Below are 12,740 nucleotides of genomic sequence, written 5' to 3'. Positions count from 1 at the left end.
AAGAAAGGGAAAGGAGCTGGACAGCTTGTCGATTCGCATCGGAGTAGACAGCTTGGGCGAAGTGAAAATACCGGGTGATGCTCTTTACGGACCGCAGACACAGCGCGCTGTGGAGAATTTCCCCATCAGCGGCCTGAGGCTGCCGCGTGCCTTTATCCGGGCCCAGGGCTTGATCAAGGCTTCGGCTGCTTATTCGAACATGGTCAACGGACAGCTTGATGAAAAGAAGGCCCGCGCCATCATTCAGGCGGCGGAGGAAGTGATCGAGGGAAAATGGGATGACCAGTTCGTGGTCGATGCTTTTCAGGCCGGGGCTGGAACCTCCCAAAATATGAATGCCAACGAAGTGATTGCCAACCGTGCGACTCAGCTTCTCGGCGGGCAAATCGATCAAGGGTTGATCCATCCCAATGACGAGGTCAACATGGCCCAGTCGACCAATGATACCATTCACGTCGCCATCAATATTGCCGGGGCGGAGCTGGTCCATCACAAGCTGCTGCCTGCCCTGGACAAAACGGTTCAGGTGCTGTGGAGCAAGGCCGAGCAATTTATGGGCATTATCAAAGCGGGCCGCACCCATCTGCAGGATGCGGTACCGATCCGGATGGGACAGGAATTTTCCGGCTATGCGCAGTCCTTTGAGAACGCGGCCGAGCGGATTCGCCAGAGCGCGTCCAGATTGTACGAAATCGGACTGGGCGGCAATGCTGTCGGCACGGGGATCAATGCCCACCCGCAGTATGCCGAACGGGCGATTCAGGAGATTGCCCGCCGGACTGGACTGCCCTTTGTCCAGCCGCGCAACCGTTTTGCCTTTATGCAAAATACCTCGGCTGCGCTGGAAGTGCATTCGGCTCTGAAGGAGCTGGCTGTTCACGTCATCAAGGTAACGAGCGATCTGCGGCTTTTAAGCTCCGGTCCGCGCACTGGTCTGGCGGAGGTGCGCCTGCCAGCCGTACAGCCAGGCTCGTCGATCATGCCCGGGAAGGTGAATCCGGTCATGCTGGAGATGTCCTACATGGTGGCCGCGCAGGTGATCGGCAACGACGCGACAATGACAGTAACGGGATGCGGAAGCCAGCTGGAGATCAATGTTATGATGCCGGTTATCGGCTACAATCTGCTCCAGTCGCTCACCATTCTCTCCCAGATGCTGGAGATGCTGCGTGAAAAATGCCTGGTGGGATTGGAAGCGAATGAAGCCCAGTGTGCTGCGTGGATGGAATCCAGTCTCTCGCTCGTGACCGCTCTCAATCCGCTGATTGGGTACGACAAGGCCGCCGCCTTGGCCAAGCAAGCCTTTGCCGAGGATAAGACACTTGTCCGCGTCATACAGGAAGCCGGTCTCTGGTCAAAAGAGATTGAAGAGGCGCTCCGACCCGAGCAAATGGTATAGCAGAGCGAGCTTTGGAGCAGTGGAGAAGTTGAGAAGTGGCAATGTCCCTGCGGACATGCGCCATTCTATCGATGGGTGAATATCCTGACAGAGAAAAAAGCAGAAGGAGTCAGGATAGATGAATGGTTACTGGTACGGGCCTTATGGCTATTCGACGTATGCACCAATTCGCCCGGTCTCGATGGATCGCTACGATGACCGCACAGAGGTCGTGATCAGACTGATCCAGGAGGGAATCGCAGGGGAGAGAAATGACGAGCTGTTTTACGATTACTTGATCAGTGTAGCGCCCACCCAGCAGGAGAAGGACGTCATCACCGGCATTCGTGACGATGAGCGAAAGCATCGCCGCCTGTTCCGGCAGTTGTATACCCAGTTGTCTGGTCAACAGCCCGGCCCCATCGAAGAGGGGGAGATGTTTCACAAGCCGGCCAGCTATTTGGCCGGACTGGAGCAGGCATTGCTGGGCGAGCTGAAGGCTTTTGAAAAGTACCGGACGATCTACCGGTATATTCCCCAGCAGTATCGGGACACAGTCTTTGAAATTATGACTGATGAGCTGAAGCATGCAGGCTACTACAATTGGCTGTATGCGAAAAATAAATAAGCACTACCGGAAAAAAGTAGGAGTCGGCAAGCTTTTTTGCGTAGTGCCCAAGTCATAACCGTCTGGAGCCATTCTGTGGCTTTAGACGGTTTTTTGCTAAATAAAGGAGGAGTGGGCAAAAATTCATGTAACATTCACATAACATTTAGAAAACTTCTATAAAATCTGGAAATGCAAGAAGAAAGAACAAACCTGCGAGGAGGGAAAAAGCAATGAGCAATACCCGGAAGAGGTGGAGGACAGCCTGGAAGCAGCTCGTACTGGCTGCAGTCGTCGCAATCACGACAGTGCTACCGCTTGGTTTGACACCATCGACGTGGGCAAAAGTGGCCGAGCATGTTGTAATCAGCGAGATTTACGGTGCAGGCGGCAATTCTGGCGCACGGTTTCAGCACGACTACATTGCGTTGTACAACCCCAGCGGACAGGCTGTCCCGGTCAACAACTGGTCCGTCCAGTACGCGGCCGCAGACAAAGAAAACTGGCTGGTGACGAAGCTTTCCGGCAGCATCTCTGCCCACAGCTACTATCTGGTTCGGCTGGCGAGCGGCGGTGCCGTTGGAGCAGCGTTGCCTGCAGCAGATGCGACAGGCAGCACCAATATTTCTGCGACACAGGGAAAAGTGGCACTGGTCAACCACACGACCGCGCTGACGGGAAATCCGGTGGGCGACCCTGCTGTTGTTGATTTTGTTGGCTATGGGAAAGCGAATGCCTACGAGGGAGCGAGTCCCGCACCGGCACCTTCAGCGACCAAAAGCATTGTGCGTAAAAGCAATGCCACTGGCGTGATTCCAGGGAAAGGAAATGCTTGGGACAGTGACAACAACGGCGACGACTTCCTTCTTTCCGAACCGCAGCCGAAAAACAGCCAAAGTCCGGCAGAACCGCCTGGGGAAGGCAGCGGGGAACCGGGAGAAGAATGGCCGGAAGCGCAGCCGATCAGTGAAGTCCGGCTGGCCGCATCGGGAACACTGGCTGCGGTTGAAGGGATTGTCACTGCCTTTTTTGAAACCGGAGGCAAAACAAATGTATTTCTGCAGGATGAATCCGCCGGGATGGTCATTCGTGCCTCCGGGCTTGGCCAGATCGTTCAGATTGGAGACAAGCTCAAAGCAAAGGGACGGGTAAATGATTATTACGGCCTTCCCCAGCTGGAACCGGCCAAGGCGAGCGATGTCGCCATCACCCAGAAACAAGCAGGAGTGCCAACGCCGAAGCAAATCATCTCGACCGACTTCGCCGCAGACAACGGTGAGCAGTACGAAGCCGAGCTGGTCACCATCCGCAATGTAAAGGCAGAGTCCCGAGACAGCAAAGGCAACGTGACACTGAGCGATTCCTTTGGCACCTTTCTCGCCAAGCCATATGACGCCTCGCTGCTGAAGCCGGGAGCTGTTTATGAGAGCCTGACAGGCGTGATGACGTATGACTTCAACGAGTACAAGCTGATCCCCCGATTTGCCGAAGATGTGATCGGCGAGGGGGGAGGCCAGCCGGAAGCATTGCGCATTCATGACATCCAGGGCAGGTCCCATCGTTCTCCCTATGAAGGAGCAAATGTGTCGGGCGTAGAGGGGATTGTGACGGCTGTTGTGAAGAGCGGATCGAGTACGGCCGGTTTTTACATGCAGGACCCCCAGCCGGATGATGATCCATTTACCTCCGAAGGGATCTATGTTTATAAGCCGAGTGCAGCCGTTCGCCCGGGCGATCTGGTCGAAGTGAGCGGCGTAGTAAAGGAATACGTCAGCAAAAGCAGAGAGGCCACTGATCTGACATTGACCGAGATCGAGGCCACTGGCATCACCGTCAAGATGAGAGATCTGCCCTTGCCCGAGCCAGTCATTTTGGGTGAGGACGGGTATCGGTATCCGACGAAGACGATCGATAGTGACAGCTTTTCCGTGTTTAATCCTGATGTAGACGGGATTGACTTCTGGGAGAGTCTGGAGGGAATGCTGGTCCAGGTCAACAATCCCCGCGTGGTAGGCGTGACCAAAACGTTTAGCAATCCGCCGAGCGTGGAATTTGTCATTGTCTCCGACGATGCGGACCCTGACAAGGTGAGAACGCCATCGGGCGGTTTGCCCATCACAGCGGACAACTACAACCCAGAGCGAATCACTGTGGGGGACCGACTCGTGGCTGGCGCTCCCAATGTGAAGGTGGGGGATACCTTTGACGGACCGATCGTCGGTATCATCGACTACAGCTTTGCCAACTTCAAGCTGTACAACATCGCACCGCTGCCTGCGCCGATCGACGGCGGATTTGAGCGGCAAGTGACAACGTTGACACCAAAGGAAGACCGTTTGACCATCGCAACCTACAACATTGAGAATTTCTCGGCCCGTGACACGCCGCAAAAGATTAACGGATTGGCTCAGTCGATTGTTCACAATTTGAAGCAGCCCGATATCATCGCAGTTGTGGAGATGCAGGACAACAACGGCCCGCAGGATAACGGAGTGACCGACGCCAGCCAATCGGCACAGGCGTTGATCGACGCCATATCTCGCGCGGGCGGGCAGCCTTATCGTTATGTCGACATAGCGCCTGAGGACAAGCGGGACGGCGGACAGCCGGGAGGCAATATCCGTGTCGGCTTCCTCTACAACCCGGAGCGTGTCAAGCTGGCAGATCGTCCGGCCGGAGACGCGGTGACAGCCGTCAGGGTGGAAGCAGAAGCGGGGAAAGCCCATCTCTCGCACAATCCGGGACGGATCGATCCGCTCCATCCGGCGTTTACAGACAGCCGCAAACCGCTGGCCGCCGAGTTTCTATTTCACGATCAGTCCGTTATCGTCATCGCCAACCATTTTAATTCCAAAGGCGGAGACAGCCCTCTCTACGGCAACCAGCAGCCTCCTGTGCTGGTCAGCGAGCTGCAGCGTGTGGAGATTGCCAAAGTCGTCAACGGCTTTGTCAAAGAGATCCAGGCAGCAGATCCGAAGGCCAATGTCGTCGTGTTGGGCGACCTCAATGATTTTCCGTTTTCTCTTCCGCTGCGCACACTGGAAGGGAAGGAATTGATTAATCTGGTCGGGGAGCTTCCTCTGGGAGAGCAGTACACCTACAACTACCAAGGAAACGCGCAGGTGCTGGATCAGATTCTCGTCAGCAACCATTTGGCCGACAGGGCAAAGGTCGAGATCGTCCATATCAATGCAGACTTTACAGAAGCCCATGGGCGAGTGAGTGACCATGATCCGGTCCTGGCCCAGCTTGCGCTTGCGGACAACTCCGGGCCGTCACCTGGAGAGGGAACGCTGGAGAAGCAGCGGGCGCTCAATCTGGCCGCTGCGAAGAAGATTCGCGTATCCACGGATGAAGCGAGCATTCTGGAAGAGGTCGATCTGGTGGTGAAAAGCCTGCAAAAGCTGATCCGCGCAGAGGAGATCACCGCTTCTGACAAATGGTCTGCAATCTCTCATACCATCACAACCGTGCTCGGCGCGACAGTGGAACAAGCCGATCAGGGGATCGTGAAAGAGAGTACGCTGGCCCGGCTGATTACGGATTTTCTCAAGGATGTATTTGAACCTGCGATCCGTTCAACAGACCTGACAGATCGGGTAGCCGGTCGACAGGCGTTAGTCGCTCTGGACGATTTGCTGAAAACGGCTGTACTTCCGCTTGATGTAGGAGAAAGGACGAGGGAGCTGGCAGCAGAACTATCGTCCGTAGCCGAAACATTGCTGGCAGCAGGCGGTACGCTCCATGTAGAGCGCGGCGATCTGATTCGGGTGACCGACCCGCAGGCAGAGATTGTGCTCTCCGTGCTGGGAGCGTTGGCGGAGGCGTTGGAAGAGCACGCAGGGCAGGTCTGGTTTGAACCGACGCTGTCCATCCGGGTAAAGGATGCCGGTGATCAGGCGGCAGAGGCAGCCGTCACACTTTCCGCAGAAGTGATGTCGCGTTTGGCTGACAGCAAGGCCGCAGTCAAGGCAGAGTGGTCCAGCGGGGCCTGGGTGCTGCTGTCCGAAGAGGTGATCAACCGATATGGGGACGAAGAGCTGGGGATCACGCTGGAGTCGGTTGACTCCCCGGAGAGTGCAAGCAATGTGAAGCCCGCAAGCGGCGTGTATGAGTGGGTGCTGCTCGTTGACGGCAAGCGCGTACAAAGCATGGACAATGGAGAAGCATTGCTCGGTATCCCTGTAGAGGCGGATGCAACCCGAAATCTGAATGTGTTTACGTATAGTGGGAATAAATGGGAGAAACTGACGGATAAGAAGGGCAATCCGGTTCGTATTACTTGGACGAAGAATACCGCTGTATTTTCCACGGCCCACACCGGCTTCCTCGTGATCGGTGAAGAAAAGCAACAAGAGGAAACGCCGAAGGTGCGTACGCTGATCTTCAATGAAAATCATTTCATGCTGAAACCGGGAGAGGAAGCGCAAATCCAGGTGACGGCCAATCTGGGCAATGGCGGAAAAGTGGATGTGACGCACGACGATGAAATCCGCTATGAATCAGCCGATCCTGAGCTTGTCTCGGTCAGTCCCACAGGCGAGATACGCGTCTCGGACACCGCGAAAGAGAAGGATCGGACGCAGATTGCGATTTCCTACGGAGGCAAAACGGCTACGATAAAGGTTACGGTGAAAAAGAGATAGAATCTGGATAGGGTGTTAGCAAGAGAGGGTGTCCCCATGTCTCATTGAGACGGAAGGACACCCTCTTTGATGAAAGATTGCCCGTTTCAGGTTGTTCGCATTTCCTGTAAAATAAAAATTGGAAAAAGTACGAACACGAGCAGGATGTCCGGGTGGACAGACCCTGCATGAAGAACATAGATCGTCTTTCCAGCCGTACAGCGCAACAAAGTACGCCGGGATAGGTACGCCGGGAAAGGCGCAGGATCGAAAATGGGAATGAAGGGAGCGAAGATGGAGTGACAGATACCCAGAACCAATCGCGCACAGAGACTGTGACGCATGTCATTGGCGCGATGAAAAAGGATATGGAGAATTCATCGTTTACGCTGAATGTCCTGGCAAAAATCGCCATGTACAGTCCGTTTCACTTCAACCGGATGTTCCAATCCGTCACAGGTGTCACGGCACGCCAGTTCTTGGCTGCCCTGCGCCTGGATCGCGCCAAGGAGTATCTGGCCACCAGCGACCTGCCGATTACCGAGATCGGGCAGCAGGTCGGGTACAACAGCTATGGAACGTTTTCCACCCGTTTTGCCAAACTGGTGGGTCTCTCCCCGCAACAGTTTCGTCAGCAGGTCGATTTGTGCAAAGAACGCATGCGAGCTTATTACGAGAGGAAGCGGGACCACGCGCCTCTCCCAGCTGTGTATGCAGGTCTGAGTGGAACGGTAGCAGCCCCGGAAAATTTCGAGGGCCCCATCTGCATCGGTTTGTTCACCAAGCCGATCCCGATGGGGCCACCTGTCGCCTGTACGATGGTGTTTCAATCCGGTTCCTTCTGGATCCCGCCTGTACCTGATGGGACCTACTATCTGCTCTCAGCGGCATTTACCTGGGATGACCCGCTGATGGAATATTTCCTCCCTCGCAACAACTTGCGGGGAAAGGCAGCGGGGGCCATTTGCATCAAGGAAGGGCAGACACTCGGAGAAACCGATATTGTTCTGCGTCCGCCCCGCGTCTATGATCCTCCCATCCACATTTCTTTGCCGCTGCTGATTCATCAGTTTTTGAACAAAGCCGAGGGCCTTGAACAGAAGGGAAACGGTACGTAATCCCAAATTCGAGAGGCGCCGGAGGGATGAAGCCAGAGAGATGATGCCGAGGGGATGAATCGCCCCGTGAAGGTGTCGTCTTACTCTTTGGCCCGCTTCCAGTATTCATAGGCATGTACCGCATTGCCCCTGTAGGAAGGGTGATCTGCCAACAGCTCTGGCAGCAAGGAAAGCTGCCTGCGCATCTCTGCTTTTCCCTCCTCGTGAAAGGAGACGTAATCCCCTTCGCTGCTCTCTTTCATCTCTACAGCGATGATCGCCTTTTTCCCCAGTTCGTCGGCGAATCTCAGCTCGTCCTCCACGATGGCCGCAATCCCTCCTGGTCCGGCGGCTTGGTCGCGAAAAGCCATCAGCGTGATGTGGTCATGCTGGGCGATCATCCACTTGCTAAAAGAAGTGCCGGGATCATCAGGCACATCGAATCGGTCCAGCCAGACAGCAAGATCGCTGCTCGTCTGCAGTTGGCTGTCCTCTTTGGTCTCCCGGACAAATGCTTCGATATTCCCCATCCATTGACGCAGGACCCGATCCGGATCTTCGCGCCACGCCGGCAATACATAAGGCTCAATATCCAGATGAATGCCTCGAAACTGTTCGCTTGGCGAAGCATGCTTGTTGTAATTCTTTACGTAACGCACCAGCTTCAGCATCCGCTCCCGGTAAGCTTCCTGTGCCCATAACGGGTGACCGCCCATCGCATGGACCTCGATTCCTGCTGCCGTCGCTTTTCCGACCAGCTCCCGATAGACCTCGTAGGGCTGCTCCAGATCGAGCCTGACATACAAGAGGTTGATGCCCTCCAGCTTGGCAAAAGAGAGAATTTCATCCGCTTCCTGGACTGCGACATCCGCATGCCAGATGTAGGTACCCAGCAACGGCTCTTTGTCGGGTGGCGGCGGTGTCTGTGGCGATTCTGTTTGTCGAAGGTTTTGCCAATAGCGATAATCGTGGACGGCGATTCCCGCAAAGGAAGGATGGATGCGAAGTCTTTCGGCAGTCTGCTCCAGCACCCGGTTCATGACTTCTTCCCCCGCGCCATGAAAAGTGGTATGGGCCTCCCCCGGCATTTCTTTTGCATTGACCGCAATGACCACGGATTTGCCCAGCCGGTCAGCAATGCCCAGTTCGTTTTTGACCAGTGCCTCGATTCCGTTGCTGCCGTCCAAGCTGTTGCGGTAGGCCATCAAGGTAACATGGTCAAATGTCTCGATCATCCATTCGCTCACAGAGCGTTCAGGGTCGTTCGGGACGGGCGTATCATCCAGCCAGAATGCCAGATCTGCGCTCACTTCCAAATCCGCTTCCTCTTTGACCTGTTCCACAAAAACTTGCATGTTGGCAACCCATTGCTGCAAAACCTGCGTCTGATTACTGTCCCACGCCGGAAGAAGATACGGCTCGATATCGAGATGAATCCCAGCGATACGTTCATCCGGCTGTGCCTCTCTGTTGTAGCGATGGACCCAATCCACCAGCTCCATCATCCGTTCCCGATGCGCAGTCAATGCCCAGGCTGGATGGCCTCCCAGAGCGTGCACGTTGATCCCCGCTTTGCTGGCGGCTCTGAGAAAAGAGCGATAGTGGCTGAACGGCTTTTGTCTGTCGATGTGCAGATAGATGGTATTGATCCCGTTTTCCCGGGCAAATTGCAGAATCTCCTGTTGCTGGGTGGCGCTCATTTCGGCCTGCCAAATCCACGTCGCTTTTATGGTTTTCTCCGGAGAGGAAAAGCCGACAAGAATTCCTGCAGTCATACAGAGAAGCGTGAACAAGAATCGAGAGAGCTTCATTTTTTTGTTCCTCCATCAAAAAGTTGCGTATCCAGGCTTGTCCGACTTGTCTTGATAGGGGTGACGCCAAATTTTTTTCATCGTAGTACAGGTAGGCGATCCCTCACAAGCTCAGAAAAGCCTAGTTTCTTGTGAAAAAACACCCAACGTGATGAGAGAGGCAAAAAAACAGGGCCAACCCTCCCAGATGACGCCAGTGTCCTGCTGCGGCGCATCGGAAAAGAGGGCTAGCCCTGTGTAAAGAGAAGAGATATTTCGTTTTATGAAACCAAAAATGGGCTGATCAGCATGGTCGATTAGAGGCGGGCCATGCCCATCGCTGTTTCCACTTTGTGCAGCATTTCTCCCGCCACCTTGTTAGCCTTTTCAGCTCCGGCGGAGAGGATCTCATCCAGCTCGGGGGAGGAGAACAGCTCGTGAAAACGGTCCTGAATCGGTTTCAGCGTATCCACGACCACCTCGGCCAGATCGCTTTTGAAGGCGCCATAGCCTTTTCCTTCGTACATGGCCTCCAGCTCGGCAATGGTTTTGCCGGAGCAGAGAGAGTAGATGGTCAACAGGTTGGAAATCGCCGGTTTGTTTTCCTTGTCGAAGCGAATGGCATTGTCAGAGTCCGTTTGCGCCCGCTTCACCTTTTTCACGATCGTATCCGGATCATCCAGCATGGAGATGAAGCCTCCCTGGTTCGGGTCCGATTTGCTCATTTTTTTCGTGCCATCCTGCAGGGACATAATGCGCGCGCCCACTTCGGCGACGCGGACATCCGGGATGGTAAAGATTTCGCCGTACCGGTGGTTAAAGCGGGTTGCCAGATCGCGGGTCAGCTCCAGATGCTGCTTCTGATCCTCGCCGACCGGGACAAAATCGGTGTTGTACAGCAGGATGTCGGCCGCCATGAGCGGCGGGTAAGCCAACAGACCGCCAGGAACAGATTCGCCGCGTCCCGAGGATTTGTCTTTAAATTGGGTCATGCGCTCCAGCTCCCCGACGTATGAGGTGCAGAGCATGATCCAGCCGAGCTTGGCGTGGGCCGGGACTTCCGACTGGATAAACAGGGTTACCTTTTCAGGATCAAGCCCGACGGCCAAATAGAGCGCAGCCAATCGGCGGATGTTCTCCTTGAGCACAGCCGGTTCTTGCGGCACCGTGATCGCATGCTGATCGACAATGCAATAAAAACAGTTGAATTCATCCTGGAGCGGAACGAAATGCTTCATTGCTCCCAGATAGTTGCCCAGGGTGAGAATGCCGCTGGGCTGAATGCCGGAAAAAATGGTTTTCATAACTACATCGCTCTCCTTTCCAAATTGACAACGAAAATAAAAAAGGTCCACTCGTCCAAATAGGGACGAATGAACCGTGGTGCCACCCTTGTTATTCCACTACTGCCGTCACGGGCAGAGATAGAATCGCTCTCGTTTCCGCAAGTAAATCTACGGAAAGTCCTTTTGTAACGTGAGGACATGCACGCCAGGGCCTACTGCCGCACAGGGCGGGTTCGGGCTGGGGCTCGGAAGGCCATTCAACATCCATTTGACACTGATTTGCACCAACCATCAGCTCTCTGGGGTCTCCTGCGATGTTTACTCTTCTTCGTCAACGCCGTATTGTCATCCTTTGAAAAGTTATTTTACTCCCAACCGGAAAAGAAATCAACTGGTGATTGACAGAATGTTCCTGCCGGTATACAACCGAAAGTACAAAGGCGTTTTGTCGAGGGAGAAATTGAGGTAGAATTCTCTTCTATATGGAAATTTTCGTCTGGTAAAAGGAAAATCCTACAGTAACCAATGAAGCCGCAAAAACAGAAGCATATACGAAGCAAGTGCAAAGCAGGCGCTGATGCAGAAGTGGAATTGGAAACCGAAGAATTACCGCATGAAAGCATGAAAGAGGGAGCCTATTTGAAGCTGCGTTTGGGTTTATTGGGAGCGGATGATACGCTGGAGCTCATCCGTTCCGTTGTCTGCCACTATCCAGAAATTGAGCCGCTTCCCATCGTCTATCACGACGAGGAAGAGATTGTGAAGCTGTTGGAGCCGCATGTCGACGAAGCCCATATGTGGCTGTTTTCCGGCCAGGTACCGTATGCGATGGCGAAGGAATGGGGAAAAATCCAGAAGCCGATGGCCTATATCCCGCATACCGGTGCCAGCCTCTACCGGACTCTGCTGCATATCGTTCATGAGGAACAGCTCAAGATCAGCGAGCTTAGTTTTGATACGATCCCGCTGGAGGAGTTTGCCCAGATGCTGGAAGAGTCGGGGATAGCGAAGACTGCCATCTGGCTGAAATCATATGAGGGCGCGATTCGGGCAAGCGAGCTGGCTGACTTCCATGAACAGCTTTGGCGTGAGGGGAAGACGAGAGCGGCTGTTACCTGTCTGCGGACGGCAGAGCTGGAGTGCAAGCGCAGAGGCGTCCCTGTTTACCGCGTGCTACCGACGCGCGCCGGAATCGAATCCATCCTGAGCATGCTGCTGCGCACACATGAAATGCTCCTTTTCAAAGATTCGCAAATCGCCGTCCAGTTGATCGAGCTGGATTCGTTGACGGGAATGACTTCGGAAACGTTTTCTACAGATGAGCTGTATCAGCTGGAACAGGAGTCGACTGAAAGGCTGCAGCGCTATGCTAAACAAATACAGGGATCGTTGAAGACGACAGGACCGGGCCGTTATGTGATCTATACCACGCGTGGGATTTTGGGGGATTTCACAAAGGGCTTCACGACTGCTCCCCATTTCTCTGAACTGCTTGGCATCAAAGACGAGCTGGTCATCTCCGGCATCGGCATCGGCAAAACGGCCTATGAAGCGGAAATTCACGCCGGAACCGCTCTCTTGCATGCCAAAAGAAGCGGGCCAGGTGCCTGGATGGTCTTTTTTGATGACAAGCAGATTGCCGGGCCGCTTGGAAAAAGCGAGCAGATCACCTTCAGCGGCGCGTCTGATCAGTTGCAGGAGGTCAGCCGTCTGACATCCCTCAGTGTTCAAACTCTGAGCAAGCTGCAATCGATTTTGAAAAAGCGCGGCTCTTCGGAAATCAATGCCCATGAACTGGCGATGCATATGCAAATCCTGCCGCGCAGCGCCCGCCGTATTCTGATCGAACTGGAGTCGAAAGGGATCGCTCGGGTCGTCGGGGAAGACAATCCTCACCCGCGAGGCAGGCCGCGCAAGGTGTACCGGATCACGCTGTGAAAAAGACGAGGGGGGAAAC

Annotated in this window: 7 protein-coding genes and 1 other annotated feature; of the genes, 5 read left to right on the top strand and 2 right to left on the bottom strand. The window is 54.5% G+C overall.

Annotated features, from left to right (window positions below; genetic code table 11):
- Positions 1-25: 25 nt before the first annotated feature.
- From NDK47_RS20445 to NDK47_RS20430, 4 genes are all read left to right on the top strand, one after another.
- Positions 26-1,399 carry a class II fumarate hydratase gene (locus tag NDK47_RS20445; protein WP_251871608.1) on the top strand — a complete coding sequence of 458 codons (1,374 nt, stop codon included), beginning with the start codon at positions 26-28 and terminating at the stop codon, positions 1,397-1,399.
- A gap of 118 nt (positions 1,400-1,517) precedes the next feature.
- A complete protein-coding gene (locus NDK47_RS20440; RefSeq protein WP_251871607.1) occupies positions 1,518-2,006 on the top strand; it encodes a ferritin-like domain-containing protein in 489 nt (162 codons plus the stop codon).
- A 212-nt stretch (positions 2,007-2,218) separates the two neighbouring features.
- A complete protein-coding gene (locus tag NDK47_RS20435) occupies positions 2,219-6,631 on the top strand; it encodes a DUF8508 domain-containing protein (protein WP_251871606.1) in 4,413 nt (1,470 codons plus the stop codon).
- A gap of 278 nt (positions 6,632-6,909) precedes the next feature.
- Positions 6,910-7,728, top strand: a complete 819-nt coding sequence (locus NDK47_RS20430; RefSeq protein WP_251871605.1) for a helix-turn-helix domain-containing protein — start codon at positions 6,910-6,912, stop codon at positions 7,726-7,728.
- An 80-nt stretch (positions 7,729-7,808) separates the two neighbouring features.
- Here NDK47_RS20430 and NDK47_RS20425 read toward each other — a convergent pair whose 3' ends face one another.
- Both NDK47_RS20425 and trpS read right to left on the bottom strand, forming a co-directional pair.
- Positions 7,809-9,518, bottom strand: coding sequence for a glycoside hydrolase family 18 protein (locus NDK47_RS20425; protein ID WP_251871604.1), 1,710 nt, complete (start codon positions 9,516-9,518; stop codon positions 7,809-7,811).
- 296 nt (positions 9,519-9,814) lie between these two features.
- A complete protein-coding gene (gene trpS / locus NDK47_RS20420) occupies positions 9,815-10,801 on the bottom strand; it encodes a tryptophan--tRNA ligase (protein ID WP_251871603.1) in 987 nt (328 codons plus the stop codon).
- 58 nt (positions 10,802-10,859) lie between these two features.
- Positions 10,860-11,127, bottom strand: a binding site (T-box leader).
- Positions 11,128-11,422: 295 nt separating this feature from the next.
- Between trpS and NDK47_RS20415 the strand changes: the two genes are divergently transcribed.
- Positions 11,423-12,721, top strand: a complete 1,299-nt coding sequence (locus NDK47_RS20415; protein ID WP_251871602.1) for a helix-turn-helix domain-containing protein — start codon at positions 11,423-11,425, stop codon at positions 12,719-12,721.
- Positions 12,722-12,740: the final 19 nt, after the last annotated feature.

Origin of the sequence: Brevibacillus ruminantium, assembly GCF_023746555.1 — a bacterium.
In the GTDB taxonomy this organism is placed as follows: Bacteria; Bacillota; Bacilli; order Brevibacillales; family Brevibacillaceae; genus Brevibacillus; species Brevibacillus ruminantium.
Note: the sequence above shows the minus strand (reverse complement) of the source record. Positions and strands in the feature narration are given on the sequence as shown.